General features: G+C 64.7%; 25 protein-coding genes. 17 read left to right on the top strand and 8 right to left on the bottom strand.

The features are described 5' to 3' along the window. The first annotated feature begins 107 nt into the window (after positions 1-107). Positions 108-887: a DUF4410 domain-containing protein gene (locus BTO02_RS26885; protein WP_075160167.1), complete on the top strand. Its 780-nt coding sequence runs from the start codon at positions 108-110 to the stop codon at positions 885-887. A gap of 125 nt (positions 888-1012) precedes the next feature. Here the strand turns inward: BTO02_RS26885 and BTO02_RS26880 are convergent, their stop codons facing one another. Beyond that, positions 1013-1936 carry a LysR family transcriptional regulator gene (locus tag BTO02_RS26880; protein ID WP_075160166.1) on the bottom strand — a complete coding sequence of 308 codons (924 nt, stop codon included), beginning with the start codon at positions 1934-1936 and terminating at the stop codon, positions 1013-1015. Positions 1937-2371: 435 nt separating this feature from the next. On the opposite strand from BTO02_RS26880, the gene BTO02_RS35455 reads away from it, so the two are divergent. Beyond that, positions 2372-3427, top strand: a complete 1056-nt coding sequence (locus tag BTO02_RS35455; protein ID WP_075160165.1) for a cache domain-containing protein — start codon at positions 2372-2374, stop codon at positions 3425-3427. Between the two features lie 30 nt (positions 3428-3457). Here BTO02_RS35455 and BTO02_RS26870 read toward each other — a convergent pair whose 3' ends face one another. Next, positions 3458-3865 carry a hypothetical protein gene (locus BTO02_RS26870; protein WP_075160164.1) on the bottom strand — a complete coding sequence of 136 codons (408 nt, stop codon included), beginning with the start codon at positions 3863-3865 and terminating at the stop codon, positions 3458-3460. Positions 3866-4319: 454 nt separating this feature from the next. On the opposite strand from BTO02_RS26870, the gene BTO02_RS26860 reads away from it, so the two are divergent. The 3 genes from BTO02_RS26860 to BTO02_RS26850 all read left to right on the top strand — a co-directional run bounded on the left by BTO02_RS26860 (position 4320) and on the right by BTO02_RS26850 (position 5759). Continuing rightward, positions 4320-4538 carry a hypothetical protein gene (locus BTO02_RS26860; protein WP_075160162.1) on the top strand — a complete coding sequence of 73 codons (219 nt, stop codon included), beginning with the start codon at positions 4320-4322 and terminating at the stop codon, positions 4536-4538. A gap of 215 nt (positions 4539-4753) precedes the next feature. Continuing rightward, positions 4754-5002, top strand: a complete 249-nt coding sequence (locus BTO02_RS26855) for a hypothetical protein (RefSeq protein WP_075160161.1) — start codon at positions 4754-4756, stop codon at positions 5000-5002. A 307-nt stretch (positions 5003-5309) separates the two neighbouring features. Further along, positions 5310-5759 carry a hypothetical protein gene (locus BTO02_RS26850; RefSeq protein ID WP_156883995.1) on the top strand — a complete coding sequence of 150 codons (450 nt, stop codon included), beginning with the start codon at positions 5310-5312 and terminating at the stop codon, positions 5757-5759. A 92-nt stretch (positions 5760-5851) separates the two neighbouring features. Here BTO02_RS26850 and BTO02_RS26845 read toward each other — a convergent pair whose 3' ends face one another. The 3 genes from BTO02_RS26845 to BTO02_RS26835 form a co-directional block, all read right to left on the bottom strand. Continuing rightward, on the bottom strand, positions 5852-6265 hold the full coding sequence (locus BTO02_RS26845) for a DUF3331 domain-containing protein (protein ID WP_075160159.1): 414 nt from the start codon (positions 6263-6265) through the stop codon (positions 5852-5854). Positions 6266-6523: 258 nt separating this feature from the next. After that, entirely contained in the window at positions 6524-7495 is a 972-nt protein-coding gene (locus BTO02_RS26840) for a helix-turn-helix transcriptional regulator (protein ID WP_075160158.1), read from the bottom strand. Positions 7496-7641: 146 nt separating this feature from the next. Further along, positions 7642-9972, bottom strand: coding sequence for a sensor histidine kinase (locus tag BTO02_RS26835; RefSeq protein WP_232243558.1), 2331 nt, complete (start codon positions 9970-9972; stop codon positions 7642-7644). Positions 9973-10208: 236 nt separating this feature from the next. Between BTO02_RS26835 and BTO02_RS26830 the strand changes: the two genes are divergently transcribed. Further along, complete coding sequence (locus BTO02_RS26830) at positions 10209-10895, top strand: response regulator transcription factor (protein WP_083615395.1); 687 nt, start codon at positions 10209-10211, stop codon at positions 10893-10895. Between the two features lie 129 nt (positions 10896-11024). Further along, positions 11025-11420 (top strand): response regulator transcription factor, encoded by a 396-nt coding sequence (locus tag BTO02_RS26825; RefSeq protein ID WP_075160157.1) that lies wholly within the window; start codon positions 11025-11027, stop codon positions 11418-11420. Positions 11421-11563: 143 nt separating this feature from the next. Here BTO02_RS26825 and BTO02_RS26820 read toward each other — a convergent pair whose 3' ends face one another. Next, positions 11564-11896, bottom strand: a complete 333-nt coding sequence (locus BTO02_RS26820) for a hypothetical protein (RefSeq protein WP_075160156.1) — start codon at positions 11894-11896, stop codon at positions 11564-11566. Positions 11897-11972: 76 nt separating this feature from the next. On the opposite strand from BTO02_RS26820, the gene BTO02_RS26815 reads away from it, so the two are divergent. From BTO02_RS26815 to BTO02_RS26800, 4 genes are all read left to right on the top strand, one after another. Further along, positions 11973-12542 carry a TetR/AcrR family transcriptional regulator gene (locus BTO02_RS26815; RefSeq protein ID WP_075160155.1) on the top strand — a complete coding sequence of 190 codons (570 nt, stop codon included), beginning with the start codon at positions 11973-11975 and terminating at the stop codon, positions 12540-12542. A 56-nt stretch (positions 12543-12598) separates the two neighbouring features. Continuing rightward, positions 12599-13480 carry an SDR family NAD(P)-dependent oxidoreductase gene (locus BTO02_RS26810; RefSeq protein WP_075160154.1) on the top strand — a complete coding sequence of 294 codons (882 nt, stop codon included), beginning with the start codon at positions 12599-12601 and terminating at the stop codon, positions 13478-13480. A gap of 75 nt (positions 13481-13555) precedes the next feature. Beyond that, positions 13556-14245: an epimerase gene (locus BTO02_RS26805; protein ID WP_075160153.1), complete on the top strand. Its 690-nt coding sequence runs from the start codon at positions 13556-13558 to the stop codon at positions 14243-14245. A 106-nt stretch (positions 14246-14351) separates the two neighbouring features. Beyond that, positions 14352-15353: a TIGR03571 family LLM class oxidoreductase gene (locus BTO02_RS26800; RefSeq protein ID WP_075160152.1), complete on the top strand. Its 1002-nt coding sequence runs from the start codon at positions 14352-14354 to the stop codon at positions 15351-15353. 17 nt (positions 15354-15370) lie between these two features. Here the strand turns inward: BTO02_RS26800 and BTO02_RS26795 are convergent, their stop codons facing one another. Continuing rightward, positions 15371-16054 (bottom strand): cupin domain-containing protein, encoded by a 684-nt coding sequence (locus BTO02_RS26795; RefSeq protein WP_232243557.1) that lies wholly within the window; start codon positions 16052-16054, stop codon positions 15371-15373. Positions 16055-16238: 184 nt separating this feature from the next. Here BTO02_RS26795 and BTO02_RS26790 point away from each other — a divergent pair, with 184 nt between their 5' ends. Both BTO02_RS26790 and BTO02_RS26785 read left to right on the top strand, forming a co-directional pair. Next, positions 16239-17507, top strand: a complete 1269-nt coding sequence (locus BTO02_RS26790; RefSeq protein WP_075160151.1) for a M20 family metallo-hydrolase — start codon at positions 16239-16241, stop codon at positions 17505-17507. A 90-nt stretch (positions 17508-17597) separates the two neighbouring features. Then, a complete protein-coding gene (locus tag BTO02_RS26785) occupies positions 17598-18311 on the top strand; it encodes a DUF1989 domain-containing protein (RefSeq protein ID WP_075160150.1) in 714 nt (237 codons plus the stop codon). Between the two features lie 57 nt (positions 18312-18368). Here the strand turns inward: BTO02_RS26785 and BTO02_RS26780 are convergent, their stop codons facing one another. Further along, entirely contained in the window at positions 18369-18896 is a 528-nt protein-coding gene (locus BTO02_RS26780; protein ID WP_075160149.1) for a MarR family winged helix-turn-helix transcriptional regulator, read from the bottom strand. Positions 18897-19333: 437 nt separating this feature from the next. Here BTO02_RS26780 and BTO02_RS26775 point away from each other — a divergent pair, with 437 nt between their 5' ends. From BTO02_RS26775 to BTO02_RS26760, 4 genes are all read left to right on the top strand, one after another. Next, positions 19334-20596 (top strand): amidohydrolase/deacetylase family metallohydrolase, encoded by a 1263-nt coding sequence (locus tag BTO02_RS26775; RefSeq protein ID WP_075160148.1) that lies wholly within the window; start codon positions 19334-19336, stop codon positions 20594-20596. 62 nt (positions 20597-20658) lie between these two features. Next, a complete protein-coding gene (locus BTO02_RS26770; RefSeq protein WP_075160147.1) occupies positions 20659-23067 on the top strand; it encodes a xanthine dehydrogenase family protein molybdopterin-binding subunit in 2409 nt (802 codons plus the stop codon). After that, positions 23064-23894 carry an FAD binding domain-containing protein gene (locus BTO02_RS26765; protein WP_075160146.1) on the top strand — a complete coding sequence of 277 codons (831 nt, stop codon included), beginning with the start codon at positions 23064-23066 and terminating at the stop codon, positions 23892-23894. Before BTO02_RS26770 ends, BTO02_RS26765 begins: the two co-directional genes overlap by 4 nt. Continuing rightward, a complete protein-coding gene (locus BTO02_RS26760) occupies positions 23891-24427 on the top strand; it encodes a (2Fe-2S)-binding protein (RefSeq protein WP_075160145.1) in 537 nt (178 codons plus the stop codon). The genes BTO02_RS26765 and BTO02_RS26760 overlap by 4 nt, the downstream gene beginning before the upstream one ends. Positions 24428-24454: the final 27 nt, after the last annotated feature.

Below are 24454 nucleotides of genomic sequence, written 5' to 3'. Positions count from 1 at the left end.
AGATCCGATCAGGCAAGTCACGCAACAGGTGACATCGCCGCAACCATCGGACGATACGTTCAAACCCTTCAGCGCACTTTTACGCATCACTCACAGGTCAGCCCATCATGTTCACGACACTCGCATCCATCGGCAAGAAAACCGCTCGTCACGCTTCGTCCGCCCTGCTGTTCAGCGCCATCCTGTTGACCGGTTGCGCAAGCGGCATCAGCAACGTCGCGAACGCAAACCCGAATCCGGCCTTGCCGCAAACGCAGGTGCGGCCCGACGACATCTATGTCTATCCGTTCGTCAGCAGCGCTGACGAGGTGAAGCTCGATAGCGGCGGCCTCGCGCACAAGCTGATGTCGCGCCTGTCCGGCAGCTCCGATGAACCGCAGCAGGCCGCCGACGCGGTTCAGGTGCAGCAGCAGGTCGCCGACGAAATTGTCCGCAAGCTGCAGGCGATGGGTCTACACGCGGTACGCACCGACGCGCCGCCGCCCGCCGATCAGAACGTGCTGCTCGTGCAGGGCAGCTTCGAGAAGATCGATGCCGGCAATCGCCGCCGCCGCACGGTAATCGGCCTGGGCGCCGGCCAAAGCGATGTCGGCACGACCGTGCAGGTGCTGTACAAGCCGGCCGGCGGCATGCCGACGCTGGTGCAGAGCTTCGATGCGAATGCCGATAGCGGCAAGGCGCCGGGCGTTGCCGAAACAGCCGGCGTCGGCGCGGTGGCGGGACATATTGCTACGTCGGTGGCGGTCGGTGGCGGCCTGCACGCGGTGTCGGAAACGAAGCATGACACCGTTGGCCAGGATGCGAAGCGCCTCGGGGACAAGATCGCGAAACAGATCGCCGACATCGGCGTCAGCGAAGGCTGGTTGCCGGACAGCACGGTCCGCTAACACCGTGTCGGGTCAGCGGCGCGACATGACGCGAATCGGGAGCGACCCGGGGAGCGACCCGCGCGATGCGTGCGCCGCCCTCTGCTTTCCGGTCCCGCCTCTCATGCCCGCCGCGCGAGTCGGCGTCACTCGTGCCCGGCGTTGCCGTTCAGATCGGGGTGCTGCTGCGCCAGTTCGCTGACCCAGCCGGTAAACGCCCGCAGCCGCGAACTCAGATTGCGGCGATGCGGATAGACGATCGACAGCGGCGTCGATGGGCTAGCGAAATCGCCGAGAATTTCCGTCAACGCACCTTTGTCGATCAGCTCGGCCACCATGAAGCGCGACGGCTGGATGATGCCGTGCCCGAGCGCGGCGGCACCGATATAGACACTGCCGTCGTTGACCGCAAGCACGCCCTTCATCTGCACCTTGACAGTCTCGCCGCCCACTTCGTACTCGAACGGGAAGGTCTTGCCGCTGCGCGCCGACACATAGTTGACCGCACGGTGCTCGTTCAGATCGTCGAGCGTTTTCGGCGTGCCGTATTTCTCGAGATACGCGGGTGCCGCGCAGGTGACGATGCGCGCATTGCCGATCCGGCGCGCGACGAGGCTCGATTCCTCGAGCCGGCCCATCCGGATCACGCAGTCGGCGCCGTCCTGGATCAGATCGATGTTGCGGTCGGCGAGCCCAAGCCGCACGTCGATTTGCGGAAACTTGCTGTAAAAATCGTCGAGCGCTGGCAGCAGTAGCGCACGTGCCAGCGTGCCCGACGTATCGACGCGAATCGTGCCGGCCGGCGTTTCGCGCTTGTTCGACAGCGACGATTCCGCATCGGCGACATCGGCGAGAATGCGCACGCAGCGATCGTAGAAGAGCGCCCCGTCTTCCGTCACGTTCACCTGGCGCGTCGAGCGGTTCAACAGTCGCACGCCGACATGCTCCTCGAGCGCCTGAATGGTTCGGCTGACCTTGGCCCGCGGCAATTCGAGCGATTCCGACACCTTCGAAAAACTGTTTGCTTCGACTACACGCGTGAATATCTCCATTGCCTCCAAGCGGTCCATTTATCTGCCCTATCGTTGTTGCGCGCCATACGCGTATTGATCCGGAAAAGCCGGACGCTTCGACAAAAACTCGCTCCCCACCCGACCTGAATGGAAGCGGTTTCATCTCTTATCACGCAAGATCTTACGCCAGCATGACAAAAAACTCATGAACCGCACGGGCAGGCGCATCAGAGCGGGATCGCTGCGAGCGGCACAAGCGCCACAGCGCGCCGACGCGGCGCGCCCCATTTCGGCCCATCGGCGCACCGAAAAAGCCTGAATCAACACTTTTCGCACAAGCCCGGTGCAGTCCAAATATCGACGAATGTTCTAAAGCGAAATTTATTCAGGGAAGCTTAAGTATTCAGTACGGTTTGCCGTAAACGCGAATTAAATAATCGACGTAACCAAGCGGTAACCAAGCGCTCAACATTCCGCAACCGGATTCCCACTATGTCCACCCTGCTGGAGAAGCGTCGTGACCCGTCACAAGGTTCGGCGATCGCCGAACTCACGCGCGAAGTTCGCAAAATTTCACGAGACAAGATTTCGGATATCGATCTGATCAACCGCGAGGCCACCTATCTCGCGATCAACGCGCTGATCGAAGCGGCGCGCGCGGGCGAAGCGGGTCGCGGCTTTGCAGTGGTCGCGAACCAGGTGAAAAACGTGTCGGGACGCATCGGCCAGCTGACCGGCGAACTCGGCAAGGAACTGAACGGCCTCTCCGAACGCATGGTGACGGAACTCGAGCGCCAGCAAGGTCAGCGCCTGACCGACCTCGCGCTCAACATGATCGACGTGATCGACCGCAATCTCTACGAACGCTCGTGCGACGTGCGCTGGTGGGCCACCGACGCGGCCATCGTCGATTGCCTGATGAGCGGCTCCGACGAAGCGGCCGCCTATGCGTCGAAGCGGCTGTCGGTGATTCTCGACAGCTATACGGTCTATCTCGACATCTGGGTGCTCGATCTGCAAGGACGTGTCGTAGCGAACGGGCGTCCCGCCCAGTTTCCGGTCGCGGGCACGGTCAACGCGGCGCAGCACGAATGGTTCGCCGCCGCGCTGCGCACGCGCTCCGGCGACGAATACGCAACCGCCAACGTCGACACGCTCGTTCACCTGCAAAGCGCGCAGGTCGCAACTTATGCGACCGCGGTCCGCGAACACGGCACGGCCGACGGCCGCATCGTCGGCGCGCTGGCGGTGTTCTTCGACTGGGCGAAGCAGGCGTCCGCGGTCGTCGGCAGCGTGCGTCTTACCGATGAAGAACGCACGCGCACGCGCTGCATGATCGTCGACGCGAGCGGCCGCGTGATTGCCGATTCGAAGGAAGCGGATCGCGATACGGCGCGCTTCGATCTGCCGCCTAACCGCGAAAACACCGGTAATTATCGGAGCACGAACGGGTCGCTCGTCGGGTACGCACTGACGCCGGGCTATGAAACGTATCGCGGCATGGGATGGTATGGCGTGATCGAACAACAGACGAATAGGGCGGCCTGACCATATCAGGACGCAAATCGGCACCGCAGATCAGGACGACCGCTGCCACTCGTTCCACAGCCGCGCACCGGCGTCGTGCGAGACGAGCACTGCAATGGCCAGCGCCTTCAACGCGCACTCGACGGTGGACAGCGCGAAGCCGATGCGGTCATAGCGGAACTCGCTCGGCAACGCGGGCACGATGGCCAGCACGCTCGCTCCGCATACGAATAGCGCGATGAGCCTTGCGAACGGCGCAAACGATGCGCGGCTGCAGGCACATGTGATCAGGATCACAAGCAGCACCTTCGAAAACACGAGCGCGGCGCTCTGCGCGCCCGACACACACGCCGCGAGTTCGAACGGCGTTTCGATTAGCGACCAGCCGAGCACGGCGCCAAGCGCGGCGCGCAGCACGGTCAAACCGCGACGATCTTCGGGATTCGACAACACGAACATGGACAGCCCCTCCGGATGGTTGCGCGCACTTCGCTCGCCGCCTGTTTACCGCCTCGTTGCAGTGTTTTATTCCGCCGACAAGACAGTTTCTTGACGAGCGTCGCGGTGCGTGCCGCCGGGAGCCGCGCTGCGGATCCCGTGCATATCACAGTAGGACGAGAATGCCCCCGGCGATTTTTTACGCGTCACGCAACTTCACAAATCGCACGACAGCATTGCTATTTGCGCATCTTGTCGAGCGTAAGGGCCGGCACAAGCTCGAGGGGAGCACACATGGCGCACGCGCGAAGCAGCACAGCGCAGCCGTCGCCCACGCCGACCGGCGATGGCGGGCATTTGCGAAACGCGGACTTCGTTTGCGCAACGAACCTCGAGCCATGCGTTTCACCATGAGCACATCGCTTCGTTCGGCCCGCTTCTTGCGTGTGCATGTGCAACAAACCCGGAGACCTACATGGATATCCTCAAACTGGCCCAGCAGTCCGGCATGCTCGTCGTGCTGGACGCACGCATCGGCAACGCCGAGTACCACAGCGTGCACGGGTCCGTGTCGTCGCTCGTCAATTTCGCCCGGGCGATCATCGAGCAGCGCGTACGCTGCGAAGACCTGCCGGCGCCGCCCGGCAGCCGTGACGTGAAAGATTGCACGCCAGCCGAAGACACGGTTTCGTAAGCCGCTTTGCTGGTCGGACTCGTGTACCCGCACCGGACAAGTCCGCGCTCATAGCCGAAGGCCTATGGTATCCATGAAAAACATTAACTGTTATCTTGGATGTGCCGCCCTACTCTTCAGTCATTGCCGCAAGGAAATTCGATGCGGCAAGCGCGCGAGGCGTCGTTGACGCTCATCGACATTTTGCGGCGCGCGATTGAAGGAAGGAGACTGTCATGAAAAGCGGCGAAGCATGTCTGCATAGGCTCGTCGATAAATGGCTCGCGCCGGCTACCGTGCTGAGCGTGCGGGTCGTGCGTTCGGGCCGCATGCCGGCGCAGCGCGCGCGCTTCGTTTATATCGAAGCCATCGCACCATCGGGCAGCCGCGGCATGTTCTTCTTTCGTCATCAGGACGGCTGCTGGCGCGTGTTTCCGCCGCACGACGCACGACCGTCGCTCTGCGTCGATGCGCTTGCGGCTTAAGCAGAAGACTTGCGATCAGGTTCAAGCTCGTCACGCATGCCTGACCGACACGGAACGCAAACCGGAAGCGGGCGACACGCTACGGACACCGACCGGTGCGAATCTCAAAGCAAGCGTGCAGCGCCAAAAGACGCAAAACGACGCACAACCGATACTGCATACGACGCCGCAAAGCGCACGTCGCCTCACCCGCTCAAGAGGCTTTTCAAGAAGCGCACGCCCCATCTGATGCCCCGCTTCCAGCGCCTTACTGCATCTGTTCCAAAGCCTTAGTGCTGTGCTGCTCGAGAAGGACTGGAGAAGGATCATGGACACACGCCGACTCGCCCTGTTTCGCCGCGCGATGTTTTTTAGCGCGGCGTGCGTCATGGCCGGCGTCTATATCGGCATGCCGGCCGGTTTTGTCGATGCGTTCGGCAAGGTCGGCGCGCAAGCGCAGACGCCGTTGGAAACGCTCGCGGTCGAACAGGTGAAAGTGGACGACGATCAGATGGCGCCGGTGCGCCGCGAAAGCCGGGCGCGAGAACTCGCACGCAATCCGTCGCACAGCGATTCCGCGCGTGACGCTGCACCGCTGCGGCCGCTGCGAGCACCACACAGCCAACCGTCAGGCTCGATGCAAGGCGAGCCGCGCCATCAGGGAATCTGGGAATCGAAAGACGCATCGGCGGTGCGCGCTACGGGCCGCGATGCGCGCGAGCGCACGCCCGGCGTCGTGCGCAAGATTCGCTACGAAGACTTCAAGCACTGGACCTGAGGCCCGAATCGAAGCAAGGCCGCACACCAGACAACCCGTTCAGGCCTCGATGCCGCCGGAGCGCGAAGCGATCCGGAGCAAACCTCTTCTTCTCAAAGCCAGCACCCCGACGGCGGCGCGGGCATGACCTCGTTCACCGCGCTCGCCAGCATCATCGCCTGCGAATTGGTCGGCATCAGTTTCGCTGCGCGTGGGCGGAAGATCGGGTCGCCATATGAAATCGGCTGGCCGCTCAGCGCGCACACGCCATCGCGCCGCGCAATCGCCACGACCCACGGCTGATCGGGATAGCAGCACGAGGTGGGATCGCTCCAGCTGACCGTGAGCAGCCGCTCACCGACCCGCTCGACGAGCCGCGCCGTGCCCGTGCACGGCGCATCCGCCGACAGGCGCAGCGGACCGCATCTGACGCGCCGCGCGCGCGGCAAACCGCTCGCGCCTTGCGACAGCGACGACAGCAGGGTCAAAGTTTGGGACCACGGATCACAACGGGCAACGTCTGACATTTTCAGGCTCCTGGCATCTGCAGCGGCGACGCGGCATTGCCTTGTCACATGTCATCACAGCGACGCCCGGCCACAACGCGGCCGACGTCCGGGCGCCGGCGGCCATGCGGACCGCGGCGGCATCGAGCACGCCCTCTCTCGTCGAGCAAACGCACAAGACAGGATTCCCGACGATGAGCAGCCGCACGCGCCGCGCGGGCGGTATGCGCCGAAGGGCCGAGCGCGCCGCAGCGAGCGCGGCGCAGCCAGCGCAACAGGTCACGCTCTGGCATGGTGCGTGTCCCTCCAGCGCTTAGGCGTCGAGCCGACCATGCGCTTGAACACGGTCGTGAAGTGGGCCTGCGAGCGAAAGCCCGCGAGCTGAGCGGCATCGAGCAACGAATACTCTTCGTCGGCGAGCAGTTGCTGGGCGCATTCGATGCGCCGCCGCAGCAGATACTCATGCGGACGCAGACCGGTCGCGGCACGGAACTGCGCGGCAAAGTGCATGCGCGTGAGGCCGGCCGCATTCGCGACGTCTTCGAGACCGATCGCCTCGGCAAGATGCGCGTCGATATACTCGACCGCGCGCTTCAGGCGCCATTTCGGCAAGGCGGACCTGCGCATCTTCGGCTGGCCTGGCTGGCCACCCGCGGGCGTGCGCAAGCGCAGTTCGAGCAGACGGCTCACGAGCGCGAGGTTGATGCTGTCGACGTACATCTGGCCGAACGACGTGAACGCTTCGTCGGCAAGCAGCAGCGCCTGGCCGAGCCGTTCGATGCACGGATCGTGGGACACGGCCGGATCGTCGATCAGCACGCTCATGGCCGACTCCTTGCCCGACACTTCGCGGTGGCACGCATCGAGTACCGCCTGCGGCACATACAGATGCAGCACGTCGCACGCCGTATGAAACACCGCGCGCGCCGAATGACCGGGAGAGGTGACCTGGAACATGCCGGGCATCACGCGTCCCTCGAACGTGAGACGGCCGTCATGCAGGAACGTGATGTCGGTCGAACGCAGATTCACGCCGACCGTATAGCTGTCCGCCGGCGTCGTTGCCGATAGCTCCTGTGCCGGCAAACCCGCGCCGATGCCCGCTACGGCCCAGCGCGACAAGGCCAGGTGAGCGGACACCGCGGACGACGCGTCGGCCGTCGCCGGCAAGCGCCACGCGTCTTCGTTATGTATGCAGGATTTCAGCGAATCCGCCAGCGACCCGCCGGCGGCCAAAGACGATGCTTCCATGGTCCACGCTCCTCGTATCTTCAACGATCGAATGCCGAAACGGGAAGCAGATCGCCTCGCCGCCGTATGGCTTCAAAGGTAGTGGAGAAAAGCGTGGCGCTCCATCGTACAAAGGTTCCCTGCATCGGTGTATAGGTGTCATCGACCTATACTTTGGTACCATCCACCGCAACTGAAAGCAGAGAAGAACAATTCGGGAGCACGAAACTCATCGTCGCGCCGAGCCCCGGTTGCGCGTAAGCACGAATTTTGCCGCCGTGCGACTCGACAATCGAGCGGCAGATCGACAGGCCCATGCCCATGCCTTCGGCGCGCGTCGTAAAGAACGGCTGAAAAAGCCGCTGCAAATCCGCCTCGGCGATGCCGGGTCCGCTGTCCTCGACATCGACCCGCACCTGGTTTTCCTGCGTGCAGGACGAGCACACGGCGAGACGCCGCGGCCGGTCCACGGTCGATGCCATGGCCTGGATCGCGTTCATCATCAGATTGATGACGACCTGCTGCAATTGCACGCGGTCGCCGACAATCGTCAGCGCGCCCTGCGCAAGCTGCAAACGCAGGTCGATCGCATGCACGCCGATCTCGCGTTGCACGAGTACCGCCGACTCCTCGAGCAGCGCATTGAGGTCGAACGGCACGCGATTCGGCGCGCTCTTCTTTGCCAGCGCGCGAATGCGCTGCACGATGCCGCCCGCGCGCCGCGCATCGCGCAGCATGTTGCTCAGCGCTTCGCGCACCTCGTTCAGTTCCGGTTCGTCGCGCTCGAGCCAACGCATGCCCGCATCGCCGTTCGTCATGATCGCGGCGATCGGCTGACTCACTTCGTGCGCGATCGACGCGGACAGCTCGCCGAGCGTCGTCACGCGCGTCACGTGCGCAAGCTCCGCGAGCGAGCGATGCAGCGCGTCCTGCACGTTGCGCGCTTCGGTCACATCCATCAATGCGCCGCGATATTCGTTCTGCTCATCGCCTTCTCGGCCCACGCGCGCGACCACATGCGCGACCAGATGCACGCGTTTGACATCGTCGTCAGGCATCGATAAGCGAAACTCGGCGTCGAGGTCGTTACGATCGGCGGCCGCCGTTTTCATCAGCGACGATACGCGCGCGTGATCGTCGGGATGCACGCGCGCGAGCATCGCCTGCAGCGACGGCTCGGCCTCGTCCGGATAGCCGAAAATACGGTACGCCTGCTTCGACCAGAACATCCCGAAGTGCGGCACCGAAAAACCGATACTGCCGGTCTGGCTCAGCGTCTCGGCTTCGGCGAGGAACGACTCGCTGCGCGCAAGCGCCTCGGCCGCGCGCTTGTGCTCTTCGATATCGGTCGTCACGCCGTACCAGCGCACGATGCGGCCTGCGTCGTCGATGAGCGGCGTCGCGCGCAGCAGCGACCAGCGCCACGTGCCGTCGCCGCGCCGCACGCGAGACTCGTTTTCGAGCGACGTGCCGGTCGCGAGCGCGTGCTGCCAGTCGTGCTGCATCTGCGGCAGATCGTCGGGATGCACGAGCGTATGCCAGCTGTCGCCGATCCGCTCGAGCGGCACGCCGAATTCCGACCAGCGCTCGTTGACGAACACCGGGTGCCCGTCCGCCGACGACACCCACACCATCGCCGGAATCGCGTCGATCGCCGCGCGAATCTCCTGCTGCTGCCGCCCGATCTCGATCTCCATGCGCTTGCGCTGCGTGATGTCGTTGTTCGTGACGAGCACCGCGAGCGGCTGGCCCTGCGCGTCGCGCTGCAGCGTCCAGCGGCTTGCGACGATCAGCTCGCGGCCGTCGCGGCACGTTTGCGCGAGCTCGCCCTCCCAGCGATTCGTGCGCAACAGTTCGGCGAACATGACGGCCAGCGGCCGCGGAAACGCGGTGCGCACCACTTCATGCGGCGCGCGGCCGATCGCCTCGTCGGCCGACACGCCATAGAGCGCATGCGCCCCGCGGTTCCAGAAGCAGATGCTGCGTTTCATGTCGTAGACAATGAGCGCATCGCTCGTCAGATCGAGCAGCGTCACCTGCTCGCGCAATACGTCGGTGGCGGCGATGTTCTTCAGCGTCAGAAACCCGGTGATGCCGATTGCCGCGAGGCTCACGATAAAACGCCCGACCGGCGCTCCCCCATAGGCGCCGCCGTGCGACATCACGAACGCGATCACGGTCATCGACATCAGCGCGGAACACACGGCGATCATCGAGCGCCGCGAACAGATCGGCGCGACGATCAGCACGACGACGACATAGAGCACCGCGATGGCGATGTCGAGCGGCGTCAGCGCGTCGAGCGTGAAGATCGCGGCAGCGATCGCCGCCGCGATGGCGATGCGCGCGCGGATTTTGCGCGGTGAATCAGGTTCGGGCTGCTGGCAACGCAGGCGCGTGCCCCCGGGCATCCGACGTTGCGTCTGCGCCGCCACGCCGGCGCCGCCCGGCCGGGCCGCGGTGCGGCGGTCGGAACCGGCGCGGAATAGATCGGACATTTTTTATGCGTCTCCAGAATTTCATCGGCGCACGACGTTCGATTGCTGGATGCGCGCGACGATCAGACATGCGAAGATATTGCCGCAGCCTGATTTCGCCGCGCCGGTTTCCTTCCTGCGACGCGCGGGCCGAACCGCACACGGGCGTCGCGCACCTTCAACGTGTACGCGGCACCCGTAACCCAAATAGCGGCCAACGGCGCCGCGTGCACGCAAATACAAACGCGAATTCGATTATGGCCCAACTTCCACATGCATCCGAGAAGGCCGCCGCATCCCGCGACGGCAACAGCACGCCGATCGATCCGGACCCGGTCGTCTTCGTCGTCGACGACGACGATTCGTTTCGCGGCGCGCTCGCGAACCTGCTTCGCTCGGTCGGCATGCACGTCGAAGCATTCGCGTCCGCACACAGCCTGCTCACCGCGAACTGGCCCGATGCGCCCGCATGCATCGTGCTCGACGTGCGGCTCAAAGCGGACAGCGGGCTCACCGTCCAGAACGACCTGGCCCGCGCGGGCGTCGAGTTGCCGATCATCTTCATGACGGGCTATGGCGATATCCCGATGACCGTGCAGGCGATGAAAGCGGGCGCCGTCGACTTCCTCACCAAACCCTTTCGCGACCAGGACCTGCTCGATGCAGTCACGCGCGCGATCAGCAACGACCGCGCGCGGCGCGAGTCGCGCAAATCGCTGACCGAACTCAAGCAGCGCTTCCAGTCGCTGTCGGCACGCGAACAGCAGGTCATGACGATGGTCGCAAAGGGCCTGCTCAACAAGCAGATCGCGGGCGAACTGGGCTTGAGCGAAATCACCGTGAAAGTTCACCGCGGCCAGGCGATGAAGAAGATGGGCGCGCGCACGCTCGCGGACCTGCTCCATCAGGCAGTGATCTTGAAAATCCGCGAAGAGCAGGCTTGATGCGAAGCGTCGCACGGCATGCACCGCCCCGCACTTATACCTATATATAGTTGTGAAGCGAGGCGCGTCCGGTAACCTGTGATGGCTCGTTGCGACAGCAACGGTATTTTCTTGTAATCCAGGTTCGCAATGCCGAGTTTGCTTCCCTCTCAGGTGGTGTCGATTATCGACGACGACGAATCTGTTCGCCTCGCCACCGCCAATCTCCTTCGCTCGTTCGGCGTGCAAAGTCGCACTTTCATATCTGTGGAAGCGTTTCTGTCGTCCGGATGCATAGACAACACAGCATGTGTGATCTCCGACATGCAGATGCCCGGCATGAGCGGCATCGACTTGCAGACCGCGCTGCGCGAGCGGCACTTGCCGATTCCGATGGTGTTCATCACCGCATTTCCCGATCATGAACTGCGCAGCGTCGCCGAAGCGAATGGCGCTACCTGCTTTCTGACGAAACCTGTCGACGGCGAAACGATTCTCGCGTGCATCGACCGCGCGATCAATCGTCGAGGCTGCAGCGGCCATTAGATCGATAGGCCTCGAGCGAGGTGCAACGCGCGTCGCACGGCGCGGCCGCACTATACATTGGTATAGACACATCGCCTTCGCGCCGGGGCAAGCGGCGCCTCGTCATCTGTGGTTGCTGCACAGGTCTGCGCCGTCGCAACACGCTATGCCCAACGCGATGGCTTCAACGCCGCGAGATACACAATCGACTGCTGCAAATCGAAATGCTCGAACGTCAGGCCAAGCGCTGCGAGCACCAGCATGCCGACTGCAGCGCCCTGCCAGACCGGCCCCATCGTCACGAGCAGCATCATGACCGCGATGCACGCCACACCCGCCAGCGCAATTACCATCGGCACGACGGACAGGCCGCGCATGAACGCATCGCCGAACCACGACATCGCGATGGCCGCGACGAATAACAGCAGCGCGACGATCGAGCCGATCATGCCGGCCAGGCAAATTCGTGATCGACGCGAGCCGTCGTCGAGATTCATCGAAAGCACTTGCGGCGCGCACGTTCATCACGTTAATATTGAGCCCACACTCATTTATTAGCCGCCACGTTTCTGCATGGCCCGACCGAGAAGCGAAGACAAACGCAATGCCATTCTTGCCGCCGCGATCGAAGTCATCGCGGAGCAAGGGCTCGGCGCGCCGACGTCGCGCATCGCAAAGCTCGCGGGTGTCGCGGAAGGCACACTGTTTACGTACTTCGATACGAAAGACGATCTGCTCAACCAGATCTACCTCGAACTGAAGGCCGAAATGCGCGAGGTCATGATGGCGCAATATCCGAAGGCGGGCAGCCTGCAAGCGCGCGCGCGTCATGTGTGGCAACGCTTCGTCGAATGGGGCGTTGCGAACCCGGCGAAGCGGCGCTCCCTCGCGCAGCTGTCGGTGTCCGAGCGCGTTTCGGAACAGGCGAAGACGGCCGGCATGCAGGCCTTCGCCGACGTCAATCTGCTCGTACAGGAAAGCATTGCGAAGGGCGTGCTGCGCGATCACCCGCCCGCCTTTATCTCGGCCATCATGAGCGCCCTTGCGGAAACCACCATGGAATTCATGACCCGCGACCCCGCTCATGCCGAGCGCTATCGCAACGCCGGCTTTGAGGCGTTCTGGAATGCGATTTCGAGGTGAATTTTTTTACCACTTTAATTGAGTGAGTACACATTCATAAGGAGGTTGAAACCACGATGTCTACTGAAACCCGGCCCAAGGTCTGGCTGATCACCGGAAGCGCGCGCGGCCTTGGCCGCGCAATCGCGCAAACCGCCCTCGCAGCGGGCGAATACGTCGTGGCGACCGCACGCGATCCCCGCACGCTCGCCGATCTGGCCGACCGCTACGGAACACAGATGCGCGCGGCGGCGCTCGACGTCACCGATGCGTTAGCCGCCGCGCAAGCGGTGCAGACCGCACTCGACGCGTTCGGACGTCTCGACGTGCTCGTCAATAACGCGGGCTTCGGTCATATCGCGCCATTCGAACAAACGCCGGCCGCGGACTTTCGCGCGCAGATCGACACGAACTTCTACGGCGTCGTCAACGTGACGCGCGCGGCGTTGCCGGTGCTGCGGCGGCAACGCGCAGGCCACATTTTCCAGATCTCGTCGGTAGGCGGACGCACGAGCGCGGCGGGCCTTTCCGCGTATCAGGCGGCGAAGTGGGCAGTCGGCGGTTTCACGGAGGTGATCAGTCAGGAGCTCGCGCCGTTTAACGTGCATGTCACCGCGCTCGAACCCGGCGGCATGAAAACCGAGTGGAGCCACGAGGCAGGCCGTGCGATTCCTCCGCTATTTGCCGAATACGAACCGTCGGTAGGCAGGCTGCTCGAGCTGCTGCGCGATCATGTCGGCAACGAGGCGAGCGACCCGGCGAAAGTCGCGCAGCTGATCCTGCGGCTTGCGTATCACGATCATTTGCCGCCGCATCTGCTGTTAGGCAGCGATGCGCTGCACTACTGCGGCGCAGCCGAAAACACCCGCGCGGAATATGCAATGCGCTGGCGCGAAGTCAGCGCATCGACGGACTTTGCGACGAGCGGCCCGGAACCGGCGTTGCCGGCGCTCGCGTAAATGCTTTCCACGGTTCGACCGCTTTTGTTCCACCGCTATTGAACTGTCGTGTCACGAGGCCGAAGGAGGCCCGCCATGAGAATCCTGATATTCGGTGCGACCGGCATGGTCGGCCAGGGCGTGTTGCGCGAATGCCTGCGCGCACCCGACGTGCAATATGTGCAGACCGTCGGCCGCACGCCGACCGGCCAGCTCGATCCGCGGCTCTACGATCTCGTCCATCGCGACTTCACCGACTTCCGTTCGATCGAGGGATCGCTGTGCGGCTTCGATGCGTGCTTCTTTTGTCTTGGCACATCGTCGCTGGGAATGAGCGAAGCGGACTATACGCGCATCACGCACGACTTCACGATGGCCGCCGCACGAACGCTCGCGCGCCTGAATCCACGCATGACCTTCGTGTTCGTCTCGGGCGCGAGCACCGACAGCACCGAGCAAGGCCGCACGATGTGGGCGCGCGTCAAGGGCCGCACTGAAAATGCACTGCAGCGATTGCCGTTCAAGGCCGTCTATCTGATGCGCCCCGGCGTCATTCAGCCTTTGCACGGGACTCGCTCGAAGACACGCATTTATCGCGCGCTCTATGCGTTGCTCGCGCCGCTGCTCACACCGTTGCGCATGCTACTGCCGAGCCTCGTGCTGTCGACGCAGGACATCGGTCTCGCGATGCTCACGCTTGCGCGCGAGGGCGCGGCGCAACCGGTGCTCGAAACACGCGATATTCGCGAGCTGAGCCGGCATAAAATCGGGGCAGTGGTCGCCTAGCGGGGCGGCCGGCGGCAACGTGTCTTCTTCGCGCAACGAGGCGCGGTGATAACATCGATGCACATCGAGCACGTCTGTCCCGCCCTGCCCCGATCGAAAGCATCCGATGCCTGCTCACGCTGACGGCCCCGCCGACCGCCTTGCCGACACCCGCGCAAACAGCGCGTCGAACGAACCGGTTGAACGGCGCGTATTTCGCGCGGGCCATCTGTCGATCGGCTTGACGTTGCCGCTGCTGCCGGCCGGGCAGATCGTCGCGGACTTCAACGAACAGATCGCACTCGCGCAACGCGCGGACGCGCTCGGGTATCGCGCCTTGTGGGTCCGCGACGTACCGCTTAACAGCGCCGACTATCCGGACCCGGTCGGACATCTGGACCCGTGGGTTCTGCTCGGTGCGCTCGCATCGAACACGGCACGCATCGCGCTCGTCAGCGGCGCGATCGTGCTGACACTACGCCATCCGCTGCATATCGCGAAAGGCGCGATCTCGGTGCAGAACCTGTCGCGCGGCCGCTTTATTCTGGGCCTCGGCTCCGGCGACCGGCCGCCTGAATATGCGGCATTCGGCGCAAACGGCGACGCGCGCCGCGAACTGTATCGGCGGCATTGGGAAACGGTAGCAGCCGCGGTCGGGCCGGCCGCGCGCGTGATTCCCGACGCAGCGCCCGATGGCGCGCCCGCCTTCACGCTACTGCCGCAAGCGCCGCAGCCTGTGCCGCTGCTTGCGGTCGGGTCGGGCGGGCAAAGCGTCGACTGGATCGCGCGTCATTCGATCGGCTGGATGACCTACCATCGCGAGCCCGACGCGCAGCAGGCGCGGCACAGCATGTGGCGCGCCGCCGTCGAACGATCGGCGCCAGGCCAATTCCGCGCATTCGGCGCAGCGCTGCGGCTCGAACTCAGCGACGCTGCCGACGAGCCCGCGACGCCGCTCGCGCTTGGTTATCGCGCCGGGCGGCATGCGCTCGCCGCGTTACTGCGCGCGATGCGCGAGCATGGCACGCATCATGTTTCGCTGAATCTGCCGTCGTCGCCGCGAGCGCCGCGCGAAGTGATCGAAGAACTCGCGCAGTACGTGCTGCCCGAATTTCATACGGAAGGCTGACGCGCCAGGTATTTGCCTCAAGCAGTCCGCCACAGCTTCGCCAACGGCCCGTCGCGCCCCGTCAACGGGTCCGATTGCGGAAACACCACCTGCCGCATCGCCTGTAGCTGCGCCGCGGATAAACCGACACGGCTGATACCGATATCCTCATCGGGCGGATACGCGCCGACCACCAGAAAATCCGCGCTTGCCTCGAGCTTGCAATGACCGGTGCCGGCCGGCAGCACCACGACGTCGCCGGCATTCACCCGCACCTCGCGCCCGATCGGCTCGGGTCCGCCGAGCACGAGCCGCGCGCTGCCGCCCGCGAAACCGAGCACCTCGTGCGTCGACGGATGAAAATGGTGGAAGCTGTAAATGCCATTGCGCCATTGCGGCGGCCAGCCGTTACGCGCGAACGCCTGCTCGAACGATGCAGCAGGGTCGCTGCCCGAAATCGGCACGGCCGCGCGATAGACGAGTACCGGCAAGCGCTGGTTATTCGGAATCCAGCCGTTGGGCTCGAAGCTCAGGGTTTCAGGCTGCACGGGGTGCGTCGACGAGGATCCGCCCGCCGATGCGCCGCTCGCCGCGTGACTCAACGCGGCCGGCAGCAAGCCGCCCGTGATCCCGCCGGCGGCGATAGCGGCGCTGACACGCCGGCGCTTCGTGTTCGTCATTTCGACGCTCTCCATGATGGTCGGATCGGCAATATTCGACATCGCGGTTCAGCTTAGACGAAAAATAACGGGGCCGTCGCTGACGCGGGCACGCATTCCGGCATACATCATGCTTAAAGCATCGCCTCGTGCGCGTCGTACACAACGATCGCACGCTTTCACTATTCTCGAACTGGCATCGCATCAGCCAGGCGACGCGCCTGCGGCGCACGGACACGCAAACGACATGACCCCACTCTCCCACGACACGACAGGCGCACTACGCGCAGCCCAGCATGTCGACGCCACCCGCCTGATCGACGCAATCGATGCGCTCGCAACGATCGGCGCGCGCGGCGACGGCGGCGTCGATCGCCCCGCGCTGTCGGCACTCGAATTCAGCGCACGGCGCGGCCTTATCGAACGCGCAGAGGCGCTTGGCTGCACGGTCTCGACCGACGCGTGCGCGAATCTCTTTTTCCGCCGCGCCGGCGATGAAGACCTGCCGCCGGTCATGACCGGCAGCCATATCGACACGCAGCCGACCGGCGGCCGGCTCGACGGCGCGTACGGCGTGCTGGCCGGATTCGAATGCCTCGCCGCGCTTGCCGATGCGAAAATCCGCACGCGCCGTCCGCTCGAAGTCGCAATCTGGACCAACGAGGAAGGCTCGCGCTTTCAGCCTGGCGCGATGGGCTCGAGCACGTTCGTCGACCCGTCGCGGCTCGACGGTTACCGGAAGGTCAGCGATGCGGCCGGCGTCACGTTCGGCGCGACGCTCGATGCGCATCGCAGCGAATTTCCCGCGCTCGCAACGCGTACCCTGGCTCCCGTCCATGCCTTTATCGAACTGCATATCGAACAGGGACCATTGCTCGAACTGGCCGCCACGCCGCTTGGCGTCGTGACCGGTATTCAAGGCGTGCGCTGGCATTCGGTCCGTTGCAGCGGCGCGGCCGCGCACGCGGGCACGACGCCGATGCAGGTGCGCCGCGACGCGATGACGCTCGCGGTGCGCGTGCGCGGCGCAATCGAAGCGTTCGCGCTCGAACTCGGCGGAGAAGCGGCACGCATCACGTTCGGCAGCTGGCACATCGAACCGAACTCGATCAATACGATTCCGTCGGCAGTCACCTTCACCGTCGACTTCCGGCATCCCGAGCCTGCGGTGCTCGCACGCTTCGACGCGGCGCTCGCCGATTGCATGGCGCAACACGGCGCCGACGTGCATCTCGAACCGCTATTCGAGCACGCGCCCGTGCATTTCGCCGACTCCGCCATCGCGCGTGTGCGGGCGGCCTGCGATGCATTGGGCGTGCGCTCGCAACCGATCGTCTCCGGCGCGTTTCATGACGCGCTGCATCTCGCGAAGCACTGCGCAACCGCGATGATCTTCGTGCCGAGCCGCGCCGGCATCAGCCATAACCCGCTCGAAGCCACCGCCGACGAACATCTCGTGCTCGGCACGCGTGCCCTCGCGCACTGCCTCGTCGAGCTTTGCAACGAAGCGCCCTGACTGAAGACCCGGAACACCGTGACGACCCGACCCCGAAGCTCGACGCGGGCCTTCCGGAACCCGACACCACCCGTACAAAAGGAACCAGTAATGACCACAGCCACCCTCGCCGCCACCGAAAGCCACGCGCACACGCACGACGACAACGGCAGCGCACTCGGCGAAAACGCGACCTTGCACGAGCCGATTTCCGCCGACGGCACGCCCGAGCCCGGCCGCACCTACACGGTTCCGGCGCGCTGCGGCCGCGCCGTGCGCGTGAAAGCGGGCCAAACGATACGCGTGACAAACACGCACGGCACGCAGGTCTGCGATACATGGATTTTCAACGCCGCGCATCTGAACGAGTTTCTGTCGTTCGAGCATACGCGCGCCTTTATCGACAAGGTGATTCCGCAAGCAGGCGACCCGCTCGTGACGAACCAGCGCCGCCCGATCGCCGAACTGATCGCCGACACGTCGCCGGGCGTGCACGACACGCTGATCGCCGCCTGCGACCTGTACCGCTACCGGAACCTGGGCGTAACCGGCTATCACGACAATTGCGCGGACAACATGCGGCTCGCGCTCAAGGCAATCGGCCTGCGTGCACGCGAAGTGCCGCAGCCGTTCAACCTGTGGATGAACATTCCGGTGAAGCCCGACTATTCGATCGAGTGGCTGCCCCCTGTATCGAAGGCCGGCGACTACGTCGACATCAAGGCCGCGATGGATTGCGTGTTCGTATTTTCCGCATGCCCGCAAGACATCGTGCCGATCAACGCGCTGCATCCGGTGGAAGTGGAATTCACGGTGCTTGCATAGTCTCGGCATGCAGCCGCGTGACTGCGTGGCCGGTGAGCCACGCAGTCGCTTTCGCGATCAATCCTGCGGCAAGCGGAACGGCACCACGCTGTTCTCGTTGTTCGCCTCGACGAGCCGGATCAGTTGCAGCATGAACAGATCGCGCTCGTCGGGCGGCAGATGCTCGATCGTGCGGTCGTGCGCACGCTGCACCGCGGGCGCCATCTTCGCGACGAGGCGCTTGCCCTGCCGCGTCAGCTTGACGAGCTTCACACGCCGGTCGTAGTCGGCCTGACGCCGCTCGATCAGCCCACGCCCTTCGAGACGCGGCATCACCTCGGCCACGCTCGAACGCTCGAGGCCGATTTCAATCGCTAGCGAGTTCTGATCGATCTCGCCGAGCGCGTCGAGCGCCGTCAGCAGGCTGTACTGCACGGGCGTGACATCGAATTCCGCCGTTTCCTCGGCAAACAGAAAACCGTGAATCTGATGCATGCGGCGAATCAGGAAGCCGGGCCGGCTGAACAGCGGCGAACGCGCCTGCCATGCGCGCAACGCTTCGCTAACCGAACTTGCGGCGGTTTCATCGTTGATCGTAGTCGACATGGGTCTTTGGTCCTGGGCAAACAAGCTGGCAAACAGGCTGACTAAGGGGCTGACTAAGAGGCTGACTAAGAGGCTGACTAAGAGGCTGACTAAGAGGCTCACTAAGCGGCCGGCAAATGCGCTCGCTCGCGCGCACGCCGCAACACCGGATGCGCTGCATTCTAGCGAATCGGCGCGCGCGAATAAATAATCGAGGTACACCACACAATTCACCATAACCATGCGCGACGCCTTGATCCGGTGCGCGGCCGCACCACCAAGGCGTCGACGGCGGGCACGCACGTGCGCCGCCGCCTGTCCATGCAAATGCCGTGCGGACCCTCACGCGCCGCATGAGGTCGCGCCTCCTCACGCGCTTTGCCCGCCCGCATTGAAAACCGGCATGGTATTTGCGGTACACCACGCATTTCCCACAGCCAACCAGCCCGATATCCGCTATGACCCAGGTTCTACTGAAAGGCGGCCGAGTGATCGATCCCGCAGCCGGTCTCGACGCGACGCTCGACATCCTCGTCGAAGGCGAGCGCATTGCCGCGATCGGCCCCGACCTTGCCGCGACCGCGCCGATTGCCGAAATCATCGACTGCAAGGACCGGCTCGTGCTGCCGGGCCTCATCGACACGCATGCGCACGTCTATCAGTACGTGACCGGCCGCTTCGGGCTGAACCCCGACATGTGCGGCGTACGCTCCGGCGTCACGACGCTCGTCGACCAGGGCGGCCCCAGCTGCATCACGATTCCGGGGTTTCGCAGCTTTATCGCCGAACCGTCGAAAACGCGCGTGCTCGCGTTTATCTCCGCCTATATCGTCGGCGGCCTCGAGGGACACTACTACCCCGAACTTTATCGCCCCGAATGTCTCGACGCATCGGCGACCGTGAAAGCCGCACGCGCGAATACCGACCTCGTGAAAGGCGTGAAGGCGCATGCCGAAATCGGCGGCTTCGCGCGTTGGGGCCTCGATGTCATGAAGATCGCGTCGCAGATCGGCCGCGACGCGCGACTGCCCGTTTATATCCATTTCGGTCAGCTGTGGCCCAAACCGGAAAGCGGCGGCTTGCCCGTCAATCCCGATTCGATCTTCAATCAGGTCGTCGAAACGCTGAAGCCCGGCGATATCCTCGCGCACCCGTTCAGCCGCCACCCGGGCGGCTTCGTCGAGGAAAACGGCAAGCTGCATCCGCTCGTGCCCGAAGCGATTGCGCGCGGTCTGAAAATCGACGTCGGCCACGGCTCGCACTTCAGTTTCAAAACGGCGCGCATCGTGCTCGATGCGGGCGTCGTGCCCGACACGCTCGGCGCCGATATGCACGGCTACAACACGCACCTGCCGGCGCCGGCAGGCACCCCCGATAGCCACCCTGACGAAGAACACTCGTTCCTCGGCCGCACGCAATTCAGTCTCGTCAGCGCGATGACGAGCATGCTCGCGCTCGGATTGCCGCTCGAACAGGTCGTGCGGATGGTCACGTCGAACGCGGCGCGCATGATCGGCATGGAAGGCGAGCTCGGCACGTTGAAGCCGGGCGGCGTGGCCGACATCAGCGTGCTCGAAGACCGCCGCGGCCGCTGGGTGCTCGAAGACAACGAGGGCACGCAGGTCGTCACCGACCGCATGCTGACACCCGTGCTGTGCGTGCGCGACGGCGTGCGCTACGACGCGAACTCGCCGAGCCTGCCGCTCGCGCGGGCCGCGTAAGCGCAAGCACGGCGCAACACCGGCTTTCGATCTCCCCTTCACGCCGCGAGGAATACTCCAAGATGATCAAACGACCCGTCAGGCAACCGTCGGACCGCCCGCAAGGCATCGGCGCGTCGCTCGAGCGCAAGGAAGACGCGCGCTTCATGCACGGGCGCGGCGAATACGTCGGCAACATCCGCATGGTCGGCATGCTCGACGTCGCGTTCGTGCGCAGTCCGATCGCACACGGTCATATCGTCGGCATCGAAAAGCCCGTGGGCCAGGAGCATACGGTGTATACCCACGCCGATCTCGAAGGCGTGCAGCCGATCGTCGCGAACTCGGGGCTGCCGGGCTTCAAGTCGTCCGAACAGCCTGTTCTCGCGCGAGGCAAGGTTCGTCAGGTTGGCGAAATGATCGCGATGTGCGTGGCCGCCACACGCGCCGAAGCCGAGGATATCGCCGCGCAGGTGTTTGTCGACTTCGAAGAGCTGCCCGCGGTCGTCGATATGCTCGACGCGCGCAGCGAAGGCTCCGCGCTCGTGCACGAGCATTGGGGCGACAACGTATTCCTCGAAACCTTCGTCGACGCGAAAGTCGAAACCGATCTCGACGACATCCGCCGTACCGCCCCGATCCGCGTACAACGCAAGCTGCGAACGTCGCGCCAGAGCATGGCGCCGATGGAGGGCCGCGGCGTCGTCGCGCACTGGGACAAGCGGCTTGCGCAATTGATCGTGCACACGTCGGCGCAGATGCCGCATATCACGCGCACGGGTCTCGCGCAGTGTCTCGGTCTCGACGAAGGCCAGGTGCGCGTCATCGCGCCCGACGTGGGCGGCGGCTTCGGCTACAAGGGCATTCTGCTGCCCGAAGAGGTGTGCTGCGGGTGGCTCGCGATGCAGCTCGAGCGGCCGGTCCGCTGGCTCGAAGACCGCCGCGAGCAATTGACCGCAAACGCGAATTGCCGCGAGCACGACTACGACATCACCGCGTATGCGCAGCGTGACGGACGTCTGATTGCAGTCGAATGCGAAGCAACCGTCGATTCGGGTGCGTATTCGTCGTATCCCTTTTCGGCGTGCCTCGAAGCGGCGCAAGTCGGCAGCATTCTGCCCGGCCCGTACAAGATGGACCGCTATCGCTGCCGCACGTGGTCGGTCGCGACCAACAAGCCGCCGATCCTGCCGTATCGCGGCGTGGCGCGCACGGGCGTCTGCTATGCGATCGAAACGATGATGGACGCGATTGCGGTGGCGGCCGGTCTCGAGCCGCACGAAGTCCGGCTGCGCAATCTGGTCGAACCACATGAAATGCCGTTCGACAACATCACGAACAAGCATTTCGACAGCGGCGACTATCCTGAAGCGGTGCGCCGCGCGGTCGCCGCGATCGACCTGCCCGCGGTGCGCGCGCGACAGCAGCGCGGCGAGGCGGATGGACGCCGGATCGGCTTGGGCATCGCGGTGTTCTGCGAACAGGGCGCGCACGGCACCTCCGTTTATCACGGCTGGGGCATTCCGATGGTGCCGGGGCGCGAGCCCGCGGTGCTGCGCCTGACGCCCGACGGCGTGCTCGAAATACGCGCGGGCGTGCACTCGCATGGCCAGAGCATGGAGACGACGCTCGCGCAGATCGCCCACGACGTGCTCGGCATCGATACCGATCGAATCCGTGTCGTGCTCGGCGATACGGGCGTCACGCCCTACTCGACCGGCACCTGGGGCTCGCGCTCGATCGTGATGGCCGGCGGCGCGGTCGGACAGGCCGCGAAGGAACTCAAGCAACGGCTGCTGAAAATCGGCGCGTGGCTGCTGAAAACGCCCGTCGAAAACGCGAGCTGGCAACCGGGCGCCGTGCTCGGCGCCGACGGTGCATCGTGCACGCTCGAGCAGATCGCGCACACGTGGTACCTGAAACCGCAGCTGCTGCCGCCCGATGTCGACCCACGCGGACTCGAAGTCGCGACCACGTATCAGGCGAAGCGAGACACGGGCACCTTCAGCTATGCATGCCACGCGGTCGTCGTTGCCGTCGATACCGCGCTCGGACTCACGGAGATTCTCGACTACGTGATCGTCGAAGACGGCGGTGTGCTGATCAATCCGATGGTCGTCGACGGCCAGGTGTATGGCGGCGCCGCGCAAGGCATCGGCACCGCGCTCTACGAAGCGATGCCGTATAGCGAAGACGGCCAGCCGCTCGCCTCGACGCTTGCCGACTATCTGCTGCCCGGCGCAACCGAAGTGCCGCCGATCCGCATCGAGCATATGGAAACGCCGGCTCCCTACACCGAGTTCGGCCAGAAAGGCATCGGCGAATCGGGCGCGATCGGCTCGACCGCCGCGATCGCGAATGCGGTCAACGATGCATTGCGGCCGCTTGGCGCCGAAGTGACGCGTCTGCCAGTCTCGCCGCGCGCCGTGCTCGAAGCGCTCGCGCAAGCGAGCGCCGCGCGCAGCGATGCCGCTAAAGGAGTACCCGCATGAAAGCCGCTGCATTCGACTACGAAAAGCCGCAGGACTGCGACGATGCGGTGCGCCTCGTCGCCGCGAGCGACGGCATCGGCAAGTTCGTTGCCGGCAGCCAGTCGCTCGGCCCGATGATGAACCTGCGTTTCGCGCAACCGGAACTGCTCGTCGACGTGCGCGGCATCGCCGCGTTGCGCGCGTGCCGCGATGAAGGCGCATTCGGCGTGCTGGGCGCGGGCATCACGCACGCGCAGATCGAAGACCGCATGGTCGACGACTACACGCAAGGTCTGATGGCCTACGTCGCGCGCGGCATCGCCTACCGCGCCGTGCGCAATCGCGGCACGCTCGGCGGGAGTCTCGCGCATGCGGACCCGGCAGCGGACTGGATCAACGTGATGTGCGGGCTCGATGCGGACTTTCTCGTGGCAGGCCCGCAAGGCGAACGCATCGTCAAAAGCGCAGACTGGATGGCCGGCGCCTTCACGACCGCGCTCGAACCCGACGAGCTGCTGACCGGCGTACGCATCCGCAAGCTGACCACCGGCGCGCGCTGGAGCTATTACAAGTTCAACCGCAAACCCGGCGAGTTCGCCGAAGCGATCGCGCTGTTTATCGACGATAGCGCGGCAGGCATCTGCCGCGCGGTGATCGGCGCACTCGACGGCCCGCCGCATCTGATCGCCGACGCGCGCGCATTGATCGATGCGCCGCAACCGGCCACGCTCGAACCGCATCTGCTCGACGCAGGCCTCGAACCGGGCAGCTATGAATACCAGGTGCATCGCGTCGCCCTCGAACGCGCGGCCGCGACGCTCCGCACTGATGGCAGGAACCCGCAATGACCGACGCGCTGAAAAAACCGCTGCAACTGACCGTCAACCACACGCCGGTCGCCGCCTTCGTCGAACCGCGCACGAATCTCGCCGACTTCCTGCGTGAAACGCAACTGCTGACCGGCACGAACATCGGCTGCGAACAGGGCGTCTGCGGCGCCTGCACGGTGCAGATCGACGGCGCGCCGGCGCGCTCGTGCATCACGCCGGCCATTGCGTGCGCGGGCGCGCAGGTGCGCACGATCGAAGGCTTCGACAACGACGCGTTGATGAACGAGTTGCGCGCCGCGTTTTCCGCCGAGCACGCGCTGCAATGCGGCTATTGCACGCCGGGCATGCTCGTGACCGCGCGCGACATCGTGACCCGTCTGCCCGACGCCGACGATGCGCGCGTGCGCTACGAACTCGCGGGCAATCTGTGCCGCTGCACCGGCTATGTCGGTATCGTCCGCGCGATCCGCCGCGTGCTCGATGCGCGGCGCGCGGCCGCCGCCGCGCCCGCCTCCCGGGCGTCGACCGCGGCCGCGGCCAGCGCGGTTTGACCTGCTGCGCAAGCGTATCCGCCGCCT

The sequence above is a fragment of the Paraburkholderia sp. SOS3 genome, assembly GCF_001922345.1.
Classification (GTDB): domain Bacteria; phylum Pseudomonadota; class Gammaproteobacteria; order Burkholderiales; family Burkholderiaceae; genus Paraburkholderia.
Note: the sequence above shows the minus strand (reverse complement) of the source record. Positions and strands in the feature narration are given on the sequence as shown.

Excerpts from the sequence above, each read along its gene's own strand:
- BTO02_RS26840 (WP_075160158.1), bottom strand. The coding sequence starts at position 7,495 with ATGGAAGCATCGTCTTTGGCCGCCGGCGGGTCGCTGGCGGATTCGCTG.
- BTO02_RS26760 (WP_075160145.1), top strand. The coding sequence starts at position 23,891 with ATGACCGACGCGCTGAAAAAACCGCTGCAACTGACCGTCAACCACACG.
- BTO02_RS26765 (WP_075160146.1), top strand. The coding sequence starts at position 23,064 with ATGAAAGCCGCTGCATTCGACTACGAAAAGCCGCAGGACTGCGACGAT.
- BTO02_RS26775 (WP_075160148.1), top strand. The coding sequence starts at position 19,334 with ATGACCCAGGTTCTACTGAAAGGCGGCCGAGTGATCGATCCCGCAGCC.
- BTO02_RS26880 (WP_075160166.1), bottom strand. The coding sequence starts at position 1,936 with ATGGACCGCTTGGAGGCAATGGAGATATTCACGCGTGTAGTCGAAGCA.
- BTO02_RS26885 (WP_075160167.1), top strand. The coding sequence starts at position 108 with ATGTTCACGACACTCGCATCCATCGGCAAGAAAACCGCTCGTCACGCT.
- BTO02_RS26845 (WP_075160159.1), bottom strand. The coding sequence starts at position 6,265 with ATGTCAGACGTTGCCCGTTGTGATCCGTGGTCCCAAACTTTGACCCTG.
- BTO02_RS26790 (WP_075160151.1), top strand. The coding sequence starts at position 16,239 with ATGACCCCACTCTCCCACGACACGACAGGCGCACTACGCGCAGCCCAG.
- BTO02_RS26795 (WP_232243557.1), bottom strand. The coding sequence starts at position 16,054 with ATGTCGAATATTGCCGATCCGACCATCATGGAGAGCGTCGAAATGACG.
- BTO02_RS26785 (WP_075160150.1), top strand. The coding sequence starts at position 17,598 with ATGACCACAGCCACCCTCGCCGCCACCGAAAGCCACGCGCACACGCAC.
- BTO02_RS26800 (WP_075160152.1), top strand. The coding sequence starts at position 14,352 with ATGCCTGCTCACGCTGACGGCCCCGCCGACCGCCTTGCCGACACCCGC.
- BTO02_RS26825 (WP_075160157.1), top strand. The coding sequence starts at position 11,025 with ATGCCGAGTTTGCTTCCCTCTCAGGTGGTGTCGATTATCGACGACGAC.
- BTO02_RS26830 (WP_083615395.1), top strand. The coding sequence starts at position 10,209 with ATGGCCCAACTTCCACATGCATCCGAGAAGGCCGCCGCATCCCGCGAC.
- BTO02_RS26805 (WP_075160153.1), top strand. The coding sequence starts at position 13,556 with ATGAGAATCCTGATATTCGGTGCGACCGGCATGGTCGGCCAGGGCGTG.
- BTO02_RS26820 (WP_075160156.1), bottom strand. The coding sequence starts at position 11,896 with ATGAATCTCGACGACGGCTCGCGTCGATCACGAATTTGCCTGGCCGGC.
- BTO02_RS26870 (WP_075160164.1), bottom strand. The coding sequence starts at position 3,865 with ATGTTCGTGTTGTCGAATCCCGAAGATCGTCGCGGTTTGACCGTGCTG.
- BTO02_RS26770 (WP_075160147.1), top strand. The coding sequence starts at position 20,659 with ATGATCAAACGACCCGTCAGGCAACCGTCGGACCGCCCGCAAGGCATC.
- BTO02_RS26855 (WP_075160161.1), top strand. The coding sequence starts at position 4,754 with ATGAAAAGCGGCGAAGCATGTCTGCATAGGCTCGTCGATAAATGGCTC.
- BTO02_RS26835 (WP_232243558.1), bottom strand. The coding sequence starts at position 9,972 with ATGTCCGATCTATTCCGCGCCGGTTCCGACCGCCGCACCGCGGCCCGG.
- BTO02_RS26780 (WP_075160149.1), bottom strand. The coding sequence starts at position 18,896 with ATGTCGACTACGATCAACGATGAAACCGCCGCAAGTTCGGTTAGCGAA.
- BTO02_RS35455 (WP_075160165.1), top strand. The coding sequence starts at position 2,372 with ATGTCCACCCTGCTGGAGAAGCGTCGTGACCCGTCACAAGGTTCGGCG.
- BTO02_RS26850 (WP_156883995.1), top strand. The coding sequence starts at position 5,310 with ATGGACACACGCCGACTCGCCCTGTTTCGCCGCGCGATGTTTTTTAGC.
- BTO02_RS26810 (WP_075160154.1), top strand. The coding sequence starts at position 12,599 with ATGTCTACTGAAACCCGGCCCAAGGTCTGGCTGATCACCGGAAGCGCG.
- BTO02_RS26860 (WP_075160162.1), top strand. The coding sequence starts at position 4,320 with ATGGATATCCTCAAACTGGCCCAGCAGTCCGGCATGCTCGTCGTGCTG.
- BTO02_RS26815 (WP_075160155.1), top strand. The coding sequence starts at position 11,973 with ATGGCCCGACCGAGAAGCGAAGACAAACGCAATGCCATTCTTGCCGCC.